General features: G+C 70.3%; 19 protein-coding genes and 1 pseudogene. 12 read left to right on the top strand and 8 right to left on the bottom strand.

Annotation, left to right across the window (positions count from 1 at the left end):
• Positions 1-88: 88 nt before the first annotated feature.
• Positions 89-1,267, top strand: coding sequence for an RNA-binding domain-containing protein (locus SM611_RS16240; protein ID WP_371950371.1), 1,179 nt, complete (start codon positions 89-91; stop codon positions 1,265-1,267).
• Positions 1,264-2,316, top strand: coding sequence for a ParA family protein (locus tag SM611_RS16235; protein WP_371950370.1), 1,053 nt, complete (start codon positions 1,264-1,266; stop codon positions 2,314-2,316). The genes SM611_RS16240 and SM611_RS16235 overlap by 4 nt, the downstream gene beginning before the upstream one ends.
• A gap of 28 nt (positions 2,317-2,344) precedes the next feature.
• Here SM611_RS16235 and SM611_RS16230 read toward each other — a convergent pair whose 3' ends face one another.
• On the bottom strand, positions 2,345-2,533 hold the full coding sequence (locus SM611_RS16230) for a DUF397 domain-containing protein (protein ID WP_371950369.1): 189 nt from the start codon (positions 2,531-2,533) through the stop codon (positions 2,345-2,347).
• Positions 2,521-3,336, bottom strand: a complete 816-nt coding sequence (locus SM611_RS16225) for a helix-turn-helix domain-containing protein (protein ID WP_371950368.1) — start codon at positions 3,334-3,336, stop codon at positions 2,521-2,523. Before SM611_RS16225 ends, SM611_RS16230 begins: the two co-directional genes overlap by 13 nt.
• Positions 3,337-3,646: 310 nt before the next feature.
• Here SM611_RS16225 and SM611_RS16220 point away from each other — a divergent pair, with 310 nt between their 5' ends.
• From SM611_RS16220 to SM611_RS16205, 4 genes are all read left to right on the top strand, one after another.
• The gene (locus SM611_RS16220; RefSeq protein WP_371950367.1) at positions 3,647-4,498 is read left to right on the top strand and encodes a hypothetical protein; all 852 of its coding nucleotides are present in this window, start codon (positions 3,647-3,649) and stop codon (positions 4,496-4,498) included.
• 96 nt (positions 4,499-4,594) lie between these two features.
• Positions 4,595-5,017 carry a DUF3151 domain-containing protein gene (locus tag SM611_RS16215; protein ID WP_371950366.1) on the top strand — a complete coding sequence of 141 codons (423 nt, stop codon included), beginning with the start codon at positions 4,595-4,597 and terminating at the stop codon, positions 5,015-5,017.
• Positions 5,018-5,156: 139 nt separating this feature from the next.
• The gene (locus SM611_RS16210) at positions 5,157-6,440 is read left to right on the top strand and encodes an adenylosuccinate synthase (protein ID WP_371950365.1); all 1,284 of its coding nucleotides are present in this window, start codon (positions 5,157-5,159) and stop codon (positions 6,438-6,440) included.
• 44 nt (positions 6,441-6,484) lie between these two features.
• Positions 6,485-7,315 (top strand): glycerophosphodiester phosphodiesterase family protein, encoded by an 831-nt coding sequence (locus SM611_RS16205; RefSeq protein WP_371950364.1) that lies wholly within the window; start codon positions 6,485-6,487, stop codon positions 7,313-7,315.
• Between the two features lie 56 nt (positions 7,316-7,371).
• Here SM611_RS16205 and SM611_RS16200 read toward each other — a convergent pair whose 3' ends face one another.
• The gene (locus SM611_RS16200; RefSeq protein ID WP_371950363.1) at positions 7,372-8,457 is read right to left on the bottom strand and encodes a magnesium and cobalt transport protein CorA; all 1,086 of its coding nucleotides are present in this window, start codon (positions 8,455-8,457) and stop codon (positions 7,372-7,374) included.
• 367 nt (positions 8,458-8,824) lie between these two features.
• Between SM611_RS16200 and purD the strand changes: the two genes are divergently transcribed.
• From purD to SM611_RS16185, 3 genes are all read left to right on the top strand, one after another.
• Positions 8,825-10,084, top strand: a complete 1,260-nt coding sequence (purD, locus tag SM611_RS16195; RefSeq protein ID WP_371950362.1) for a phosphoribosylamine--glycine ligase — start codon at positions 8,825-8,827, stop codon at positions 10,082-10,084.
• 15 nt (positions 10,085-10,099) lie between these two features.
• A complete protein-coding gene (gene purB, locus SM611_RS16190) occupies positions 10,100-11,410 on the top strand; it encodes an adenylosuccinate lyase (RefSeq protein ID WP_371950361.1) in 1,311 nt (436 codons plus the stop codon).
• Between the two features lie 62 nt (positions 11,411-11,472).
• On the top strand, positions 11,473-12,255 hold the full coding sequence (locus SM611_RS16185) for an MOSC domain-containing protein (RefSeq protein ID WP_371950360.1): 783 nt from the start codon (positions 11,473-11,475) through the stop codon (positions 12,253-12,255).
• Between the two features lie 4 nt (positions 12,256-12,259).
• Here SM611_RS16185 and SM611_RS16180 read toward each other — a convergent pair whose 3' ends face one another.
• A complete protein-coding gene (locus SM611_RS16180) occupies positions 12,260-12,424 on the bottom strand; it encodes a hypothetical protein (RefSeq protein ID WP_371950359.1) in 165 nt (54 codons plus the stop codon).
• A gap of 270 nt (positions 12,425-12,694) precedes the next feature.
• On the opposite strand from SM611_RS16180, the gene murA reads away from it, so the two are divergent.
• A complete protein-coding gene (murA, locus tag SM611_RS16175) occupies positions 12,695-13,981 on the top strand; it encodes a UDP-N-acetylglucosamine 1-carboxyvinyltransferase (protein WP_371950500.1) in 1,287 nt (428 codons plus the stop codon).
• Between the two features lie 789 nt (positions 13,982-14,770).
• Complete coding sequence (locus SM611_RS16170) at positions 14,771-16,033, top strand: transcriptional regulator (protein WP_371950499.1); 1,263 nt, start codon at positions 14,771-14,773, stop codon at positions 16,031-16,033.
• A gap of 137 nt (positions 16,034-16,170) precedes the next feature.
• On the opposite strand, the gene SM611_RS16165 is transcribed toward SM611_RS16170, so the two are convergent.
• From SM611_RS16165 to SM611_RS16155, 3 genes are all read right to left on the bottom strand, one after another.
• Positions 16,171-17,082, bottom strand: a complete 912-nt coding sequence (locus tag SM611_RS16165) for an LLM class flavin-dependent oxidoreductase (RefSeq protein ID WP_371950358.1) — start codon at positions 17,080-17,082, stop codon at positions 16,171-16,173.
• 26 nt (positions 17,083-17,108) lie between these two features.
• Positions 17,109-18,203, bottom strand: a complete 1,095-nt coding sequence (locus tag SM611_RS16160) for an NAD(P)/FAD-dependent oxidoreductase (RefSeq protein WP_371950357.1) — start codon at positions 18,201-18,203, stop codon at positions 17,109-17,111.
• Between the two features lie 91 nt (positions 18,204-18,294).
• The gene (locus tag SM611_RS16155; protein ID WP_371950356.1) at positions 18,295-18,774 is read right to left on the bottom strand and encodes a MarR family winged helix-turn-helix transcriptional regulator; all 480 of its coding nucleotides are present in this window, start codon (positions 18,772-18,774) and stop codon (positions 18,295-18,297) included.
• A 304-nt stretch (positions 18,775-19,078) separates the two neighbouring features.
• On the opposite strand from SM611_RS16155, the pseudogene SM611_RS16150 reads away from it, so the two are divergent.
• Positions 19,079-19,366: pseudogene (locus SM611_RS16150) on the top strand (MFS transporter); the annotation flags it as partial.
• A gap of 80 nt (positions 19,367-19,446) precedes the next feature.
• Here SM611_RS16150 and hisC read toward each other — a convergent pair.
• Positions 19,447-20,526 carry a histidinol-phosphate transaminase gene (hisC, locus tag SM611_RS16145; RefSeq protein WP_371950355.1) on the bottom strand — a complete coding sequence of 360 codons (1,080 nt, stop codon included), beginning with the start codon at positions 20,524-20,526 and terminating at the stop codon, positions 19,447-19,449.
• Positions 20,527-20,584: the final 58 nt, after the last annotated feature.

The following is a 20,584-nucleotide window of genomic DNA, read 5'->3' as shown; positions in this document are numbered from 1 at the left end:
GTCGGCACCCGGCTCCATGCGCGCCCCTCCGCTGCCACGGCCCCCGGATAGTGTGGGCGAACACCGCTCGGCCGACAGAATGGGCGCCATGACGACTGATCTCGCTGACGTGCTGGGCGACAAGGAGAGCACGAGCCTTGAGTTCAAGCAGTCGGCCGGCGATCTCGGCAAGATCGGAAAGACGATCTGCGCGTTCGCCAACGACCTGTGCGGACGCGGCGGCGGCGATCTTCTCATCGGCGTCGACGACCAGGGGCGGCCGGTCGCGGACGTGAAGGCCGAAGACAGGGATCTGCTGAAGCTCACCGAATTCCGGGACAGCGGCAAGATCCTCGATCGCCCCTCCATGACCGTCCAACGTGCCGTCTTCAAGGGGGAGCCGGTCGTCCGCATCCACGTCGAAGCCTCCAGCACCCCGCCGGTCCGATACGACGGTGTCGTCTGGGTGCGTCCCGGCCCGACGACCCGCCAAGCGAACCGCGATGACGAGCGCGTGCTCTCCGAACGCCGTCGCGCCCTGGACGGACCGTATGACGGACGAAACGTTCCCGGCAGTTCACTCGACGACCTGGATCTGTCCCTCTTCCGCTCGACCTATCTTCCTTCCGTGATCTCCCCAGAGGTGATCGAAGAGAACGGACGGTCGCAGGAACTGCAACTAGCAAGCCTCCGGCTCGCCGACCTTGCCGGCACACCCACCGTTCTTGGGCTGTTGGTATTGGGCTTCAATCCCAGCGGCTTCGTCCCCGGCGCCTACCTGCAATTCGTACGCTACGACGGCATCGGGTTCGACGCGGCCATCAGCGACGAGCAGGAGATCCGCACCAACGTGGTGGACCTGGCAACGAGGCTGGAGCCGCTGCTTCGGGGACATCTGCACACCCAGGTGGTAGCAGAGACCGGGTTGCGGGAACAGGCCCGACCCGAGTATCCGTTCGCCGCGCTGCGCGAGGTGTGCATGAACGCGGTCATGCATCGTAACTACGAGACGTCCTACGCCCCCGTCCGGATCACCTGGTTCAGCGATCGGCTGGAGGTAAGCAATCCCGGAGGACCGTTCGGGCAGGTACGTCAGGACAACTACGACCGTGTTTGCGATTATCGAAATCCTTCGCTGGCCGCAGCCATGAAGTCCCTGGGCTACGTCAACCGGTTCGGGCGGGGAATCGGCCGCATCCAGACCGCACTGGAGGAGAACGGAAATCCACCAGCAGAATTTCTCATCGAAGACTCGTCGTGGACCGTGGTGCTGAGGCGCGCAACATGAAGTCCGTCGCGCTGTTCAACAACAAGGGCGGCGTGGGCAAGACCACGCTCACCTACCACCTGGCACACATGTTCCAGCGACTCGGACACCGTGTTCTCGCCGTCGACCTGGATCCGCAGGCGAACCTCACGTCCGCGTTCCTCGACGAGGACGACCTCGCCATCCTCTGGACGGAGTCGGAGAGTCCGGCGTGGGCTGGGGCCGAACCGCAGCTCACACTCGGCCCGTTCGCCCGCCGGATCACCCGGGAGACCGGCACCGTCGCCGCCTCGGTACGCCCCATCATGGAGGGGCTGGGCGATGTCGAGTTCTTCTCCCCGACGCAGATCGTGGACGGCCTCTGGCTGACGCCCGGAGACCTTGAACTGAGCGCCTTCGAAGACCGCCTCTCGGAGGCATGGCCCCGCTGCTTCATGGGGGCGTTGGACGCCATCCGGACGACCACGGCGTTCTATCGCATCGTTTCGGACGCGGCCCGCCGAGTGGACGCCGACATCGTGCTCATCGACGTGGGTCCGAACCTCGGTGCCATCAACCGGGCGGCGCTGCTGGCCGCGGACACGGTCTTGATGCCGCTCGCCGCGGACCTCTTCTCACTTCGCGGGTTGCGCAACCTCGGCCCCGCCCTGCGCGACTGGCGGGCGACATGGCAGGGGACAGTGCTGCCCAAGATCCCGCAGGACATCTCGGCTCCGTCCGGAGAGATGCGCCCGCTCGGCTATGTGATCATGCAGCCGACCATGCGCCTGGATCGGCCCGTCAAGGCGTATCAGCGCTGGCTCGCCCGGATCCCGTACGTCTTCGCCGACGCCGTCCTCGCCGATCTGGGTGAGGCGGACAACAAGGCATACGAGATAGCGACTCTGCGCAACTACCGAAGCCTGATGCCGTTGGCACACGACGCGCGCAAGCCAATGTTCGACCTGAAGGCGGCCGACGGGGCGCTGGGCAGCACGCAGACCTACGTCCAGAAATGCCGCGCCGATTTCCAGCACCTGGCCGAACGCGTGCTCGACCGGCTGACGGCAGACGACCCGCCGGGAAACTGAACCGTGGAGACCCGGCCAGGGATGCGGGTCAGCGTCTCAGATCCGCCATCAAGGCACGGAAGGCGTCACGGCTGACCGCGAGCTTCGGGCCGTCCGGATCCTTGCTGTCGCGGATGCCCACAGCTCCGGCAAGGCCGGCCAGTTCGACACAGGCATCCCCCTGCGAACTGCTGTAGCTGCTCTTACGCCAGGTGAACCGGGGGGTCATGGCTTCCATACGTCCTCTGCGATCTCCCTGATCAGTACTGCCGACAACTCGGCCGGAAGCGCATAAGTAGCGATGTCCGCGAACCGCTCATGCAGTCGCTCGATATCGAACCGCCCGTCCAAGATCTTGCCGTGCGGTTCGGAGGCAGTGTAAGCGATCCGCGTTTTCTCCGGCAGCGTCGCGATTCTGAACGCCCCCAGGTTGCCCGGATGCGGGGGACCGTCCGGGATCACCTGAACGGATAGACGCGGGGACACCGCGTCGGCGAGCCGGTGAAGCTGTTCGTACATCACCTCGGTGGTGCCGACCCGTGACCTCAGCACCCGCTCGGGGAGTAGGTAGATCAGTCGTGGTGGAGGCGGTTCATCCCTGACCAGCACGCTCTGCCGTTCGATCCGCGCCTGTACGGCTTGCCGGTCACCGTACAAGAGCACCTCGGCGTAGCTCGGCGTCTGCAGCAGGCCATCGATCACCAGCGGCTCGTAAGACCGCATGACCTCGGCTTGGAGCTCATAGTCGGGCCAGGCGGCGAAGTGCTCGGGGAACACTGCCGTGCGGCCGTCGAAGAGGCCGTCGTGGAGGTGGGTGAGGGCCTCACGGGTGTCGAGGACGCGGTCGCACTGCTCGGCGAACACGCGGTCGCAGGCGGCCTCACCGCGCTCGATCTCGCCGATGGTGGACGCGGCGAACGGGATCTTGTCCGCGAACTGGGCGAGGGAGAGTCCCGCCAGCTCGCGGTAGCGCCGCACCTCGGACCCGAAGAGGTCGAGCGGGCCGCGCGAGGGGGTCAGACGCTTGGGGCGTTGCGGCATTGCCGTGTCCTCCGACCTGCGGTGACCGAATGACGAACGATGACGGACGCAGAGTCGCGATAACACCCGCGACCTCCTGTTTCGCATCACCGGAAATCATCCCGCAGAGGAATCTCGGCCGCAGGGAATCGCAGAGTTCCCGAGGTGAGCCTTATGTGCCCTCTGAGCCTGACTCCGGAGCCCCCGGCCCTCGGCCGCCAGGACGGGATGTACCAAAGATCTTGAAATCGGGGGAAGTGGATCTTTACAGTGCGAACTGGTTGGAACGTTCTCACGCGCCGCGACCGCGCGTCTGCCAGGAAGGCACCCCATGAAGCTCTCCCCACCCCGTCACCGGATGCGGCCGCTGCGCCGGTCCGCCCGGCTGCTCTCGGCGCTCGCGCTGGCAGTGCCGGCCCTCGTCGCCCTCGGCGCCGCGCCCGCGGCCGCCGCGCCCGGTGAGAACGCGCCCGTCGAGTTCGACTTCAGCGACTGCCCCGACCAGCTGCCCATCGGCGCCGACCCTGCCAACTGGCAGTGTGCGGTCATCGTCCTCGGCAGCGGCACCATGAAGCTCGGCTCGATGACGCAGGAGATCACCGAGCCGATCTCGATCACCATGCAGGGCGGCTTCAACCCTGAGACGAACGAGCCGATCAACATCTTCGTGAGCATGCGGTCGAAGGCGATGACCGTGCCGGGAGGCGCGCTCGGCATTCCCGGATCGGAGTCCGTCCCGCTGCTCGACCTCAAGGTCAAGACGAAGTACGTCGGCAACTTCCGGCTCTTCACCACCGAGCAGGGCGAGTACGCCTCCACCATGGACATGAGGATCAAGCTCAAGAACGACCTGCTCGGCGACGACTGCCACATCGGCTCCAAGACGGCGCCGGTCTCGCTCCGCCTCATCGGCGACAACGACTCGGTCGAGTGGTTCGACAACGCCATCGCCATGAAGATGAACGACACGTCGTTCTCCGTTCCCGCGAGCAGCTGCGGGCTCTTCGGCTGGCTCGTCGACTTCCGCTCCGGGCTGCCGTCGGCGTCCGGGAACAACGCCGCGAACTTCCAGATGTACCTGACGAGCAAGAGCTACACCGAACTGTTCCCCGCCATGCGGACCGAGGCGCGGACCGCCGCCGCACCGAAACTGACCGACCTGGTCGCATCCCTGTTCAAGTAAGCGGCGTGCACGTGCGGACGCGCCCCTGCTCGGGGCGCGTCCCCTCCCTCCGGTGCCGCGCCCCTGGTTGCCGTGCGGGCGCCCGGCCTGCCTACGATGGCCCGCATGACCCAGAACCTGCTCGGCGGCCCTCCTCCGACCGAACTCCCGGACAACACCGAAGCCCGGACGGCCTTGGAGGACGGCGTCGACCCGTTCGAAGTCGCCGCGCGCCACCCCGGCTACCCGGGGGCGTGGGCCGAACTGGCCGACCGCGCCTTCGCCAACGGCTCGGTCATCGACTCCTACGCGTTCGCCCGCACCGGCTACCACCGCGGCCTCGACATGCTGCGCCGCGCGGGCTGGAAGGGCCACGGAGCCGTCCCCTGGGAGCACGAGCCCAACCGCGGCTTCCTGCGCGCCCTGCACGCCCTGGGCCGTGCCGCCGCCGCGATCGGCGAGGACGACGAGGCCGAGCGCTGCAAGACGTTCCTGCGCGACAGCAGCTCCACGGCCGCCGACGTCCTCAACGGTCCCTGACCGGCGGCGCGAGGGCCCGGTGAGCGGCGGCCCGGCCCGGCTCCGGTTTCCTTGCCGCCCTGGTACGGGTACGCTTTGATCGCAAGAGGCCCCTTCGCTTGCGGCGACCGGGGCCTTCGTCGTGGGAAGGAAAAGTGGCATGCCCGCCATCGTTCTTGTCGGTGCCCAATGGGGAGATGAGGGCAAGGGCAAGGCAACAGACCTGCTCGGCGGGGACGTCGACTACGTCGTCCGCTACCAGGGCGGCAACAACGCCGGCCACACGGTGGTGATCGGCGACAAGAGCTACGCGCTGCACCTGCTGCCGTCCGGGGTCCTGTCGCCCGAGGTCGTGCCCGTCATCGGCAACGGCGTGGTGATCGACCCGGCTGTCCTGCTGCAGGAGATCGACGGGCTGCGGGAGCGCGGCATCTCGTGCGACCGGCTGCTGATCTCGGCGAACGCGCACCTGATCATGCCGCACCACCGGGCCCTCGACAAGGTCACCGAGCGCTACCTCGGCAAGGCCCGGATCGGCACCACCGGGCGCGGCATCGGCCCCACCTACGCCGACAAGATCAACCGGATGGGCATCCGCGTCCAGGACCTGTTCGACCCGAACATCCTCACGCAGAAGCTCGACCTGGCGCTGCGCGAGAAGAACCAGGTCCTGACGAAGGTCTACAACCGGCGCCGCATCGACACCGGCCCGATCGTCCAGGAGTACCTGACCTACGGCGAGCGCCTGAGGCCGTTCGTCGCCGACACCACCCTGGTGCTGAACAAGGCCCTCGACGACGGCAAGGTCGTCCTGCTGGAGGGCGCGCAGGGCACGCTGCTCGACATCGACCACGGGACGTACCCGTTCGTGACGTCGTCCAGCCCCACCGCGGGCGGCGCGTGCGCGGGCTCCGGCGTCGGCCCCACGAAGATCACTCGCGTGATCGGCATCCTGAAGGCGTACACGACCCGTGTCGGCTCTGGGCCGTTCCCCACGGAGCTGCTGGACGAGCAGGGCGAGTACCTGCGCAAGACCGGCGGCGAGTACGGCGTCACCACGGGCCGCGACCGCCGCTGCGGATGGTTCGACGCCGTCATCGCCCGGTACGCGACCCGCGTGAACGGCATCACCGACTACTTCCTGACGAAGCTGGACGTCCTGTCCGGCCTCGAGCGGGTGCCGGTCTGCGTCGCCTACGAGGTCGACGGCGAGCGGGTGGACGAGCTGCCCACGACGCAGACGGAGTTCCACCACGCCAAGCCGATCCTGGAGTACCTGGACGGCTGGCGGGAGGACATCACAGGCGCCAAGAAGTTCGAGGACCTGCCGCCCAACGCGCAGGCGTACGTCCGGGCGCTGGAGGAGATGTCCGGGGCCCAGATCTCCGCGATCGGCGTCGGCCCCGGCCGCGACCAGACGCTCTCCCTCCGCTCTCTCGTCTGACGTTGTTCACCGACCGGCCGCTCACGGACGGTAACGTGCGTACGGTGATCTCTACCGTCGAGGTGCACGGGCACCGGGGCGCGCGCGGCCTGCGTCCGGAGAACACCCTCCCCGGCTTCGCGCACGCCCTCGAACTGGGCGTCGACGCCGTCGAACTGGACGTGGGCCTAACCTCGGACGGCGCGGTCGTCCTGAACCACGACCAGGTGCTGTCGCCGGGGAACCTGGCGGACACCGGCCCCGTCCAGCCCGACGACCCGGCCTACCCCTACGTGGGCAAGCCGATCCGTGAGCTGACGCTCGCCCAGATCCGCACGGTGGACGCGGGCGGCGCGCAGATGCCCGGTACGGGCGTCCCGACGCTGGCCGAGGCGTGCACCCTCCTGGCACCCGCGGACGTGGACCTCTCCGTAGAACTCAAGACCGACCCCACCTGGACGGACGAGGAGGTCGAACTCTTCACCGCCGCCGTGGTGGACGTCCTGCGGTCCCACGCCCTCACCCACCGGGCCCGCATCCTGGCCTTCGACTGGCGCGTCCTGGCCGAGACCAGCCGCCACTACCCGGAGCTGGGCCGCGTGGCCCTGCTGGAGCGCAAGACCCTCGTTCCGAGCACCCGTTGGCTCGCCGGGCACTCACCCGATGACCCGATCGCCGCCGCTCTGGCGGTCGGCGCCACGGCCGTCTCCCCGGAACACGCCATGACGACACCCGGCCTCGTGGACGCGGCCCACGACCTGGCCTTGCCGGTCATCGTCTGGACGGTCAACGACTACGAGGACATGACCCGCTTCATCAAGTACGGCGTGGACGCGATCGTCACCGACTACCCCGACCGCCTCCAGAACGTCCTGGCCACGCCCCAGGCGCACTGACGCCACACCCGAACGCCACGACGGGGGGGCGCCCCCAGTAAAGCCGCCCAGATCAACTACAACCAGCCGTTGCGGCGGAAGCCGCGGTAGAGGGACAGGCAGGCCAGCGCGATGACGCTGAGGATCATCGGGTAGCCGAACTGCCACTGGGTCTCGGGCATGTGCTTGAAGTTCATCCCGTAGACCCCCGCTATCGCGGTGGGGACCATGAAGATGGCGCCCCAGGCGGAGATCTTGCGCATGTCCTTGTTGTCGGCGACGGTGACCTGGGTCATGTGCGCCTGGAGGATCGGGTTGAGCAGCTCGTCGTAGGACTCGACCTGCTCGCGGACGCGGGTGAGGTGGTCCTCGACGTCGCGCAGGTACTCCTTGATCTCGGCGGGGACGAAGCGGCGGCCGGACAGGTTGCGCAGCGGGCCGGCGAGCGGGCCGACGGCGCGCTTGAGCTGGATGACCTCGCGCTTGAGGCGGTAGATGCGGCGGGACTCGTCGGTGCGCTCGGGGGAGAAGACGGCCTCCTCGACCTCGTCGATGTCCTCCATGACGGCGTTCGCGACGCCGACGTAGCCGTCCACGACGCGGTCGGCGACGGCGTGCAGGACGGCGGCGGGGCCGAGGGCGAGGCGGGCCGGGTCGCGCTCCAGGTCGCGGCGGACGGTGCCGAGCTCGCCGTGCGTGCCGTGCCGGACGGTGACGACGAAGTCGGGCCCGCAGAACAGCATGATCTCGCCGGTGACGACGACCTCGGCGCCGCCGGGCTCGCTCGGGACGTACCCGACGGTCTTCATGACGACGAAGTGGACGTCGTCGTAGCGCTCCAGCTTGGGCCGCTGGTGGGCGTGGATGGCGTCCTCGACGGCGAGCGGGTGCAGGCCGAACACTTCGGCGATGTCGGCGAGTTCGGTGGCGGACGGCTCGTGGAGGCCGACCCATACGAAGCCGGCGCTGTCGCCGTCGGGGGTGAGGCGCCCGTCGCGGATGAGGCGGACGGCGTCGGCGACGGCGTCCGTGCAGACCCGGTTGCCGTCGATGTAGGCGGCCCAGTCGATGACGGCGGAATCGCGGTTCGGAGCCTGCACGCCGTTGGGGCGGCCGCGCGTCTTGAACAGCGCGCGACCGGGGCGGACTCGTGTCATGGCCATGAGGTGCTCCTAACCCGCCGGCCACGCACGGAGCGCGCGCTCAACCCAGGCTGGTCAGCGAAGGGAGCGCGCGAGGGCGGTGGCCGGACGCCAGATGGAGGCGGACGGAGGAACAGTCCTGTCCGGACTGTGAGGGTTTTCCGGCGAACTGCAAGGATCACCAGGACTCATCCCGACCACCTCCTTCCACACACCTCGACAATGGGCCGTCAAGCCCGTGGCAGCCTATCAGCCGCTATTTAGGACGCCGCCCATAACGGGGAGGTTGACCCGTCCCGCTGTGACGGTCGCCTCACCGCCCTGAACGCCCGTGCCCACCGGGGCTATGCCCGTCCCTCCCGGCCGGCGACCAGTAAGCTCGCGTGACGTGCGAGTACTCGTCCTTGGATCGGGTGGCCGCGAGCATGCGCTCGCCCGCGCCCTGCACCGCGACCCTGTCGTCACCGCCCTCCACTGCGCCCCGGGCAACCCGGGCACGGCGGAGATCGCGGACAACCACCAGCTCGACCCGTGCGACCCGACGGCGGTGACGGAGCTGGCCGAGCGGCTGGGCGCCGACCTCGTCGTCATCGGCCCCGAGGCGGTGCTGGTCGCGGGCGTCGGCGACGCCCTGCGCCGGGCGGGGGTCCCGTGCTTCGGTCCGGACCGCGCCGCCGCCCGCATCGAGGCGTCCAAGGCGTTCGCGAAGGAGATCATGGCGGCGGCCGGGGTGCCGACCGCCGCGGCGCGGGTCTGCGACACGGCCGCGCAGGCCGAGGAGGCCCTGGACGCGTTCGGCCCGCCCTACGTCGTGAAGGACGACGGCCTCGCCGCCGGCAAGGGCGTCGTCGTCACCGGGGACCGCGCCGTCGCGTCCCGGCACGCCGCGTCCTGCGAGCGCGTCGTGATCGAGGAGTTCCTGGACGGCCCCGAGGTCTCCCTGTTCGCCCTCTGCGACGGCCAGAGCGCGGTCCCGCTCCTCCCCGCCCAGGACTTCAAGCGCGCCTACGACGGCGACGAGGGCCCCAACACGGGCGGCATGGGCGCCTACACGCCGCTGCCGTGGATCTCCCCCGACCTGGTGGACGAGGTCATGGCCACGGTCGTCCAGCCCGCCGTCGACGAACTGCGCCGCCGCGAGATCCCCTACGTGGGGACCCTCTACGCGGGGCTGGCGCTGACGTCCAAGGGCGTCCGCGTCGTGGAGTTCAACGCGCGCTTCGGCGACCCCGAGACCCAGGTCGTCCTCGACCGCCTGGCGACCCCCCTCGCCACGCTCCTCCAGGCGTGCGCGATCGGCGGCCTGGACCCCGAGTTCCGTCCCGAATGGCACCCGGGCTCGGCCGTCACCGTCGTCGTGGCCGCCGAGGGCTACCCGGCAGCCCCCGTGAAGGGCGACGAGATCACCGGTTTGGACGAGGCCGCCCAGGTGGAGGGCGCCTACATCCTGCATGCGGGCACGAAGCCGGGCGCCGAAGGCCGCCTCGTCGCCGCCGGCGGGCGCGTCCTCAACGTGGTGGGCACCGGCCCCGACCTCGCCACCGCCCGCCGGGCCGCCTACGAGGCCGCCTCCCGCATCTCCCTGCGCGGTTCCCACCACCGCACGGACATCGCCGAGAAGGCCGCGACGGCCGTCCGACCTGGGTGATGGGACAATCGGCAGGTGATTGAGCGCTACACGCTTCCGGAGATGGGGCGCGTCTGGAGTGACGCGCACAAGTACGAGCTGTGGTGTCGGGTGGAGGTCCTCGTCGTCGAGGCCCACGCCGAGGCCGGCACGATCCCGGCGGAGGTGGTGGAGCCGGTGCGCAAGGCGCCGCCGCCGACGCCGGAGGCGGTGCACGCGATCGAGGCGGTCACGCAGCACGACGTGATCGCGTTCCTGTCGGCGTGGGCGGACAACACCGAGCCCCGCGAGGCCGCCCGGTACGTCCACTTCGGCATGACGTCGTCCGACCTGCTGGACACGGCGCTCGCGCTGCAGCTCGTCGAGGCCACCGACATCCTGCTGGAGAAGGCCGGCGCGCTCGTCGCGACGCTGCGCGACCACGCCCTGGCGCACCAGGCGACGCTGCGGGTCGGGCGGACGCACGGCATCCACGGCGAACCGGACGTGTGGGGGCACCGGGTCGCCGACTTCGCGTTCGCCCTGGCCCGGTCCCGGGACCGGCTGCGGCGGGCCCGCGAGGCCGTCGGCGTGATGGCGATCTCGGGCGCCGTCGGGACGTACTCCAACATCGACCCCGCGATCGAGCTGCACGTCGCGCGGAAGCTGGGCCTCAAGGCGGCGGACGTGTCGACGCAGGTCGTGATGCGGGACGGCATCAGCGAGTGGGTGTCCGCGCTGGCGATCATGGCGACGGTGTGCGAGGCGATCGCGCTGGAGGTGCGGCACGGGCAGCGCACCGAGGTCCGCGAGCTGTGGGAGCCGTTCGGGAAGGGCCAGAAGGGCTCGTCGGCGATGCCGCACAAGAAGAACCCGATCATCTCCGAGCGGCTCGCCGGGATGGCGCGGATCGTGCGGGCCCAGATCGTCCCGGTCCTGGAGGGCATCCCGCTGTGGCACGAGCGCGACATCTCGCACTCGTCCACCGAGCGGATCGCGCTGCCGGACGCCTCCATCGCGCTCGACTACATGCTGAACCTGACGAACCGCCTCATGTCCGGGCTCGTGGTGGACGAGGCGCGGATGAAGGCCAACCTGGAGTCGACGGGCGGCCTGATCTACACCTCGACCGTGCTGCTGGAACTGGTGGAAGCGGGCATGTCGCGGGACGATGAGGCGTACCCGCTCGTCCAGAAGGCCGCCATGGACACCTGGGAGAGCGGGACGCCGTTCCGTGAGACGCTCCGCAGGCACGCGGCGGAGGCGGGCCTGGCGCTGGACGAGAAGCGCCTGGACGAGGTCTGCCGTCCGGAGCGTTTCGTCGAGCGGCTGGACCCGGTCTTCGACCGCCTGGCCGCGCTGACCTGACACCGCGCCGACCTGACACCGCGCGCAGCCGAAACCGCGCGCACCCGAAACAAGGAGGGGCCTTGACGGGGACCCTGACCGAGCTGAACGCCTACCCCCTCAAGAGCGGCGGCGGCACCGCGCTGCGCAGCGCGGAGCTGACGCCCAGGGGGCTGCGGTTCGACCGCGAGTTCATGCTGGTCGGCATCGGTGGGCGTTTCCTGTCGCAGCGCGAGTTCGCGCAGATGGCGCTCCTGCGTCCCTCCTACGACGGCGAGCTCCTCACCGTCGGCGCTCCCAGGGCCACGCCGCTCGTCCACAAGGCCGTGGACGGCGGTGAGGTCATGGAGGTGCGCGTCCACCGGACGGACTGCCAGGGCATCGACCAGGGCGACGAGGCCGCGACGTGGTTCTCCGAGCTGCTCGGCACGGACTGCCGCCTGGTGCGCTTCACCGGTCACCGGGCGACGTCCAGGGGCGGCGGTGAGGTGATGTTCGCCGACGGGTACCCGCTGCTGGTCCTGTCGGCCGAGTCCCTGGCCGACCTCAACGCGCGCCTGGACGACCCGCTCCCGATGAACCGTTTCCGTCCGAGCGTCGTCATCGAGGGGCTCGGCCCCTACGGCGAGGACGACGTTCGCGTCCTGCGCATCGGCGAGGCCGTCGTCGAGATGGTCAAGCCGTGCGCCCGCTGCCTCATCACGACCACCGACCAGGAGACGGCTGAGCGCGGCCGTGAGCCGCTGCGGACGCTCGCCGCCTACCGGACCCGCGACCGGGGCATCCAGTTCGGCCACAACGCCGTACCGCGCGTCCTGGGCACCCTCACGGTCGGCGACGAGGTCGAGGTCCTGGAGGCGCGCTGACGGCTCAGCCGACGACCTCGCCGGTCTTCTCGCCGTAGCGGTCCCTGATGGCGGTCGGGACGATCTCGACGGTCAGCCCGGGGAGGGACGCGATGGGGTCCGCCCGGCCTTGTTCTGCAGGAAGTTCAGCGCCCAGGCCGGCGGCCGCCCAGCCCGGCGATTCATCCATGGATGATCAGTTAGTGCCTCGTGCGGCGACGCGCCGCCCCTAGGCTCACCTTGGGAAATTTCCTGGGGGAGTGCGAACTTTTTGCGCGGAACCGAGGTCTCACCAAGCAGACTGACGCCAACGCGGGCAGGACGGGACATGTCCGGCCCGGTGGTTTACTGGGGTCGCGTTGGCGCAGAGGGGGGACACCGTTCGGCGCGCTCGGCCCTCGTGCTCCCACTTGATGGCAGGCACCTACCCGCACCCGAGAAGGAGTAAGGCGGCATGAGCATGGGCCACGAGGTTCGCTACCGCGTGCGCGGCGGCAGGCAACTGCACGGCACGGTATTCATCCAGGGGGCGAAGAACGCCGTCCTGCCGATGATCGGCGCCTCGCTGATGGCCGCCAAGGGCCGGACCGTCCTGCGCAACGTCCCCATCATCGAGGACGTGCGGCGGGCGGTGGAGCTCGCGCGGGCCATCGGGGCCAAGGCCGAGCTGCACGAGACCGAGCGCACGCTGGTGATCGACGCGTCCTCGCTGAGCAGCCCCGTGCTGCCCGCCGACATCGCGTCCCGGTTCCGCGGCTCGTTCCTGTTCGTCCCGGCGCTGCTGCACCGGCTGGGCGAGGCCGTCATCGAGGGCGTCGGCGGCTGCAACCTGGGCAGCCGCAACCTGGACTTCCACTACAACGGCTTCAAGCGCATGGGCGCCACGGTCACCGAGCACGTGGCCGACAACGGCGACGGCATCATCCACATCAAGGCGGGCGACCTGCGCGGCGGGACGCTCTACTGCGACACCCCGTCGCACACCGGCACCGAGAACCTGATCATGGCGGCCGCGCTGGCGCACGGCACCACGCTGATCAAGAACGCGGCGCTGGAGCCGGAGGTGCTGGACAACATCGCGATCCTGCAGGCGATGGGCGCCAGGATCGGCGGCGGCGGCACCGGCTTCATCACGGTCGACGGCGTGGACGAGCTGACCGCCGTCGAGCACACCGTGATGCCCGACCGGATCGACGCCGGCGTGTTCGTGATGGCCGCCGCCATCACCGGCGGCGACCTGAACCTCGTCGGCGCGTCGCTGGAGCACCTCGGCGTCGCCGCCGACAAGCTGGAGCAGATGGGCGTCGAGTTCCACCAGCAGGGCGCCGTCCTGCAGGTGCGCCGCGACCGGACGCTCCGCCCGATCAACGTCATCACCGACGAGTACCCGGGCTTCGCCACCGACCTCCAGTCGCCGCTCATGGCGCTGTCCTGCCTCGCCGAGGGCCCGTCCTACATCTACGAGCGGATCTTCGACGGCCGCTTCAAGCTGGCCGACGAGCTGCGCAAGATGGGCGCCGACATCGAGGTCGACGGCAACCGGGCGAAGGTGAACGGCCCCCGCGCGCTGCGCGGCGCCGAGGTGGAGGCGCACGACCTGCGCTGCGGCAGCGCGCTCGTCCTCGCGGGCCTCGCCGCCGAGGGCGAGACGACGATCACCTCGGCCTATTACCTCGACCGCGGGCACGCGCACACCGCCGAGCGGCTGTCGCAGCTGGGCGCCGAGATCGTCCGCGAGGCCGGCTGAGCCGGGACGGGGCCCGCGCCGGGACGGGCGGGCCCCGGAATCGGCCGAATGTGGCCCTCTCCTGACCAACTCCGGCTTCACGCCTGACGGGCCGTGTAACGCCGAAACTAGAATCTTCCGAGCCAAGAGTTACCGGGCGGTTACGCATTGCTGCGGAAGTCGCCCGCGAGATTCGCCGATCCGGCCCGCTGACCTGGGAAGAAAACCATGGCGCGCGCTCAGAACGGCCGGTCCGGAACCCGGTAAAAATTCACCGCCGCCGATCTTCCGGCCCGTCTGGACGGATCCTTCGTCTTTGCGGTGCGACCGGCATCGACACGTCCGGATTTCGGCCCGCAGGTAAACCAAACCGGTACCGCAGGGGTCCCTCCTGTACGTGAGAGCGGCAGCAAGGGGCTCCGGCGATGTTTTAGGGTCTTGTTTTTCAACTTCGGACGTCCGAAGATGCTGGATCGAGGCTGCCCGAATGGTGACAAATTACTGACCAGGGGGTCGCGTAGGTTACTTTTTCGCCGCACTCTTGATTCGATTTCGCGTCTGGGCGTCACATCTCGTCGTCCTGACCCGATCTGCTAGCAGAAGAGCTCAGGTCGCGAACTGCGGGTGCTGGGTCAGAAGGCAGGGGCGACGAGGCATGAGTCAACCGGTGGGCGAGACGTGCGCGAACAGGTGGCCGGGGCGGCGCCCCCGCCGAGAGGACGGACCGGAAGCGAGCGAGCATCGATGACGGCGGCACGGACGGGTTCGGTCACTCCCGATCTCACGATCGGCGTCGTGGGCCCTCACGACCTGGTGGAACGGGTCATGCTGATGGGCCACGGCCCCACTCCGGTACCGAGCCGGCTGGTGGCCGCCGCCTACCGGGACGAGCAGGAGGCGGCCGACAAGGTCGTGCGGCTGGGGTCGGGCGTCGACGTCTGCCTGTTCGCCAGCCCCGTCCCCTATGACTTCGCGCGCAAGGCGGGCGTGCTCACCATGCCCGCCACGTACGTGCCGCTGAACGGCGCCGCCCTGCAGGGCGCCCTGCTGCGGGCGTCCCTCGACGAGCGCTTCGACCCGGCCAGGGTGAGCATCGACGTGCTCGGCCGCGCCGAGGTCGAGGAGGCGTACTCCGAGATCAACCTGGGCACCGAGCAGGTGCACCTGCGTGAGGAGGCCGCCGGGCCCGGGACGCTGGCCGCGTTCCACGAGCGCCTGTGGCGGCGCGGCGCCACCACCGTCGCGATGACCTGCGTGCACGCGACCGCCGAGCGGATGGAGATGGCGGGCGTCCCGACCATCCGCGTCCGCCCCACGGGCGCCGCGATCCGCAGTTCCCTGCAGACGGCCGCCCTCCTCGGCGCGCACCACCGCCTGGAGGAGTCGCAGCTCGTCGTCGTCCTGGTGGACGTCCCGACCCTCCGCGAGACCCCGCGCCGCGTCACGCCCCGCTACTGGCGGGACGAGCTGAAACTCGCGCTGCACCGCGTCCTGCTGCAAGAGGCGCACCGCATGAACGCCTCGGTCTGGCCCTTGGACGACCACAGCTACCTGGTCATCGCCACGCGCGGCTCCGTGACGACGTCCACCGAGGGCTTCCGCACGCCGCCCTTCGTCGAGCGCGTCCGCGAAGAGCTGGGCCTCGCCATAGAGGTCGGCATCGGCATGGGCCGCACCGCGCACGAGGCGGAGAACCACGCCCGCGCCGCCCTGGCACGCTCCCAGAGCTCCCAGCGGGCGCAGGGCTTCGCCCTGGACCGCGACGGCCGCGCCCTCGTCCCCGCGCCGCGCACTCCCCCGCGCGCCCAGCCGCAGGCGAAGCCGAAGGGCCTGGAGATCCTGGCCCGCCTGGCCGACAAGCTGGGCGACCAGGAGCAGCCCCTCATCGTGGACGCGGAGAACGCGGGCAAGATGCTCGGCGTCACTCCCCGCACGGCCCGCCGCCTCCTGCGCACCCTGGTGGAGGAGGGGCTGGCCTGGCCGCTCCCCCCGAACCGCACCCCGCAACCGGGCCGCCCCCGCCAGCTCTACCGCCTGATCGTGGAGAAACTGGGCCCCGCCAAGACGACCTGAACGGCCTGCGCCGCACCGATGGCGCCCGCAGCCTCATGGCCGCAGGTCGACCCCGCCGTCGTGCGCGGCGGGGTCGGTGCCACGGCCGCCGTCCGCCCCTCCGTCGCGGAGCATTCCGGAGGCTGCGGCTCGGCCCTTCAGCTCTCCTTGGCGATCGCTTCGCGGACCGCCGGGACGATCTCCGCGGCCCAGCGGCGGAGGGACGGCGCGTCCGGTGTGCCGCCGTCCGGGGAGAAGAGCATGAAGCCGGACGCGCCGTGCTCCAGTACCGCACCGGTCAGCTCCTCGGCCCACTGCTCGGCCGAGCCGCCGGCCCAGCGCCCGTCGCCGTCCCTGGTGGCGGGCAGCGGACGGTCGGTGATCCGCCCCGGGAAGTTGAAGACCGTGCGGATCTCGTGCGGGTCGCGGCCGGCCGCTTCGGCCGCCTCGTCGATGACCGGGCGCGAGGTCCGGTACCGCTCGCTGAGCCAGTCCGCCGCGTGCCCGGGAATCCAGCCGTCGGCCGCCCGGCCCGTCGCGGCCAGCGACTTGCGGCCGACGGACCCGGTCCACACCGGCGGCGCGGCCACCGGGGCCGGCTCGATCCGGTCGACGCGGTAGTGGCGCCCCGCGGACGTGACCGGCGGGCCCCCGCCGGACAGCTTCTTGACCAGCACGATCGCCTCCTCGAAGGCGTCCACGGCGTCCGCCGGGGAGAGCCGCGGCACCCCCATGTCGGCGATGCGGTCCCACAGGCCGCCGGCGCCCATGCCGACGACGACGCGGCCGCCGGACAGCGACGCCAGCGAGGTCACCGTCCGCGCCAGCATGGGCGCGGGACGGGTCGGCAGGTTGGTCACGTTGGCGAAGCCCGCGATGCGCTCGGTCCGCCCGAGCAGGAACCCGATGGACGCGTAGGCGTCGAGGCGTTCGCCGATGTAGGGGTGGTCGGACAGCGAGAACAGGTCCAGCCCGTCCCGATCGGCCTGCTCGACCATGCGCAGCAGCGCGGGCTGATCATCGAAGGTGCTGTGCGCACCGAAACCGAAGACGACGTCATGTGCGTTCATTGCCATGCCTTTCGTGGTCGTCCCCTTCAGGCGGTGGGGCCGAACTGGTCGATGAAGCGGCCGGTGAACAGGTCGGCGCCCTTGTACTCCGAGACCAGGGCGGGCGGCGCGACGAACGGCCCGTCGGGCGAGGGCAGCTGCCCGACGCCGCCGTCCGGCCCGAGGGGGAGCAGCATCATCGGGAACGGCAGCGGCCTATAGGCGGCCGCGGGCCGCTCTCCGTTCAGCCGCCCGATGATGTTCTTGGCGACGACCTCCGCGTGCTGCATCGCGTAGCCCGCCATCTTGGCCTCGGCGACATCGGTGATGTCACCGACCGCGTAGACGTGCTCGTGCCCCTTGACGTTGAGGAACTCGGTCACCGGAACCCGCCCCCGCGGGTCGCGCGCCGTGAGCCTCCCGTCCGCGAGGTAGTCGCTGTTGGTGCTGGACCCGTAGGCGCGGAACCAGATGTCGGCGGTGATCTCGTCCCCGGCGGTGGTCGTGACGGCGAACTCGCCCGCATGCCCGGCTTCGGTGACCGGCGGGGCCGCGAGCCCTGTGCCGAGCCGCACGTCGACGCCCCGGGCGCCGAGCTGACCGCGCAGATCGTCGACCACCTCGGGCCGGAAGCCGGGGAGCAGTTCCGCGGCCGGGTCCACGATGGTCACCTGCTTGCCGGGCCAGACGCTCGTGATCTCCCCCGCCAGTTCGAGGCCGACCGGCCCCGCCCCCAGGATCAGCACGCGGCCGGCCCGGCGCAGCTCCTTGTGCGTCCGGCGCAGGTCGTCCAGCGCCTCGTCGACCGAGTCGGAGCCGGGCTTGGCCGGGTAGGCATGGCTGGAGCCGGTGGCCAGGACGATGTAGTCCGCCGCGACACGGCCACCGGAGGCCAGCGCGACGCCGCCGGGATCGACGGAGACCGCACGGTCGCGGACCAGCCGGCCCTTGGTGAGCAGCGTCTCGAAGGGGAAGAACATGGTGGCGGCCCATTCGGGCCGCGTCAGCGCCCGCAGCGACCCCGCCGCGTTGACGAACGCGTCGCGGGGATCGATGAGGACGACGTCCGCCTCCGGCTCCAGCGCCTTGGCGACCGCGGCGCCCCCGTAGCCTCCGCCGACGACCGCGACTGTACGGCCCATGATGACACGCTCCCATAAATGGCTTGAGTTCGTAGTACGAACCGTAACAGTTCGCGCTACGAACAACAAGTCCGCGTTCGCGGGATCGGCATCAGCTCGGGCCGTCGACGGTCCCTTCGTCCGGTTCCTTGAAGACCAGCGGAGCCTCATTGTCGAGAACGACCCGCCCCAGCAGGGCGGCGAGCGTCTCACGCTCCTCAGGGCTGAGGCCCGCCGGGAGCTCGTCGACGCGCCTGCAGGTCTCGGCGTAGAACTCCTCGACCAGCTCCGCGCCCCGCTCGGTCAGCGCGACCCGCACCGCACGCGTGTCCCGCGGGTCCGCCTCGCGCCTGACCAGCCCGTTCCGCTCGGTGCGGTCCACCAGCCCGGTCAGGCTCGACTTGGCCAGCCGGAGCATCGCGCCCAGCTCGCTCATGCCGTACGACCGCGACATCAGCACGCAGAGCAACTGCCCCTGCTGCGGGGTGAGCCCGTACTCCCGTCCCGACTCGGCGTACACCGCGTTCACCAGGAACGAGGACCGCACGAGCGCGGCCACGACCCCTATACGCCCATCATCTTCCTTCGCCACACGGCCAGGCTAACACCGGGCGACCTCCATAATTCGCGCAGCGAACTGCCCCCTCATGGCGACGGTCAGACCGTTGGCGGCAGGCCGAAGCGGTGAACCAGGGCGGGGTCGTGGAAGGCGGTGACGGCGGCGATCGACGGGCCGCGCAGCGTGACGCCGGCAGCACGCGGCGGCTGCTGTGCCGGAGCGCGTTCAGGCAGCGTTGGTGGCGATCTTGTAGAGCCAGGTGCGCATCGAGGCGCGCCCCTTCGACCATGGTCATTGATACGCCTCCCTCGCCTGGACCGGCTCGGTCTCGCTCGTCGCCGCCGTGGCGGGACGGCTGGTGAACCGCGTCGGCGCCCGGCTGCTCACCTCGGCGGGCCTGGCCCTCCAGGCGGCCGGGATGGGATGGCTCGCGCTCGTCGGCACGCCGACGGTGCCGTACTGGGAGCTGCTCGCGCCCATGCTCGTCGCGGGGGCGGGCGTGAGCATGGCGATGCCCGCCGCGCAGAGCGCCGTCCTCAACGCGGTCGCGCCTGAGCAGATCGGCAAGGCTTCCGGCGTGTTCGGCTCACCGGGCACGTTGACCTGCGGCGTGTTGTTGGTATGAGCGCGTCGGAAGCAACAACACGCCGCAGGTCAACGACGTGGTGAGCCGGTCGACGTTCGTGGACTGGTTGCGGTGGGGGCCTAGTCGCGGTGGGGGAAGGCCCTGGCGACGGCAAGGAAGGCGTCGTTCTCCTCCGGGGAGCCGATGGAGACCCGGGCGCCTTCGCCGTCGAACGGGCGGACGCTCACGCCCTGGGCGTCGCACGCGGCGGAGAACTCCATCGTCCGCTCGTGCAGGCGGAGCCAGACGAAGTTCGCCTCGGTCGGCGGGACCGTCCAGCCGTCGGCGAGGAGGGCGCCCCGGACGCGGTCGCGCTCCTTCACCGTGCCCTCGACGCGCTCCATGAGCTCGTCGGTGGCCCTGAGGGACGCGATGCCGGCGGCCTGGGCGACGGAGTTCACGCTGAACGGCAGGAACGTCTTGCGGATCGCGCCCGCCACCTCCGGGTGCGCGACGAGGTAGCCGATGCGCAGGCCCGCGAGGCCGTACGCCTTGGAGAACGTGCGGAGGACGGCGAGGTTCGGGCGGTCGGCGCGCAGCGTGAGGCCGTCCGGCACCTCCTCGTCCCGGATGTACTCGCGGTACGCCTCGTCCAGCACCACCAGGCAGTCGGCGGGGACGCGGTCGAGGAACGCCTCCAACCGGGCCCGCCGGACGATCGTGCCCGTCGGGTTGTTCGGGTTGCAGACGAAGATCAGCCGGGTGCGGTCGGTGATCGCGTCGGCCATCGCCTCCAGGTCGTGGGCCTCGTCCTTCAGCGGCACCTGGACGCCCGTCGCGCCCGACAGCGACACGAGGAGGGGGTACGCCTCGAACGACCGCCAGGCGTACACGACCTCGGCGCCCGGTTCGGCGACGGCCTCCAGCAGCATCTGCGTCATCCCGACCGAGCCGCAGCCCACCGCGACGTGGTCGGCGGGGACGCCGCAGAACGCGGCGATCTCCTCGGTCAGCGCGGTCGCGTTGTTGTCGGGGTAGCGGTTGACGTTCCGCGCCGCCTCGGCGATCGCCTCCACGACCGACGGCAGCGGGCCGTGCGGCGACTCGTTGGACGACAGCTTGAACGAGCGGCCCTCGGGCGACACCACGACCTTGCCGGGCTTGTAAGCCACGAACCGGTCGAGGACGGAGCGGAAGCGCGGAGTGGTTGCCTCGGACACCGTTGTCCTCCAGATTGCACAGAAATGACGGTTCTCAGCCTACGCAGCGTCCCACCGC

Source organism: Actinomadura monticuli (assembly GCF_041463655.1).
GTDB lineage: Bacteria > Actinomycetota > Actinomycetes > Streptosporangiales > Streptosporangiaceae > Spirillospora > Spirillospora monticuli.
The sequence above is the reverse complement of the archived record's forward strand: the minus strand, read 5'-3'. Positions and strand labels throughout refer to the sequence as shown.

What these genes read in the sequence shown, in the direction of transcription:
- SM611_RS16230 (WP_371950369.1), bottom strand. Translation starts at nt 2,533, where the DNA reads ATGGAAGCCATGACCCCCCGGTTCACCTGGCGTAAGAGCAGCTACAGC.
- SM611_RS16180 (WP_371950359.1), bottom strand. Translation starts at nt 12,424, where the DNA reads ATGGATGAATCGCCGGGCTGGGCGGCCGCCGGCCTGGGCGCTGAACTT.
- SM611_RS16225 (WP_371950368.1), bottom strand. Translation starts at nt 3,336, where the DNA reads ATGCCGCAACGCCCCAAGCGTCTGACCCCCTCGCGCGGCCCGCTCGAC.
- SM611_RS16160 (WP_371950357.1), bottom strand. Translation starts at nt 18,203, where the DNA reads ATGGGCCGTACAGTCGCGGTCGTCGGCGGAGGCTACGGGGGCGCCGCG.
- SM611_RS16210 (WP_371950365.1), top strand. Translation starts at nt 5,157, where the DNA reads ATGCCCGCCATCGTTCTTGTCGGTGCCCAATGGGGAGATGAGGGCAAG.
- murA (WP_371950500.1), top strand. Translation starts at nt 12,695, where the DNA reads ATGGGCCACGAGGTTCGCTACCGCGTGCGCGGCGGCAGGCAACTGCAC.
- SM611_RS16215 (WP_371950366.1), top strand. Translation starts at nt 4,595, where the DNA reads ATGGCCCGCATGACCCAGAACCTGCTCGGCGGCCCTCCTCCGACCGAA.
- SM611_RS16165 (WP_371950358.1), bottom strand. Translation starts at nt 17,082, where the DNA reads ATGAACGCACATGACGTCGTCTTCGGTTTCGGTGCGCACAGCACCTTC.
- SM611_RS16220 (WP_371950367.1), top strand. Translation starts at nt 3,647, where the DNA reads ATGAAGCTCTCCCCACCCCGTCACCGGATGCGGCCGCTGCGCCGGTCC.
- SM611_RS16200 (WP_371950363.1), bottom strand. Translation starts at nt 8,457, where the DNA reads ATGGCCATGACACGAGTCCGCCCCGGTCGCGCGCTGTTCAAGACGCGC.
- SM611_RS16235 (WP_371950370.1), top strand. Translation starts at nt 1,264, where the DNA reads ATGAAGTCCGTCGCGCTGTTCAACAACAAGGGCGGCGTGGGCAAGACC.
- SM611_RS16240 (WP_371950371.1), top strand. Translation starts at nt 89, where the DNA reads ATGACGACTGATCTCGCTGACGTGCTGGGCGACAAGGAGAGCACGAGC.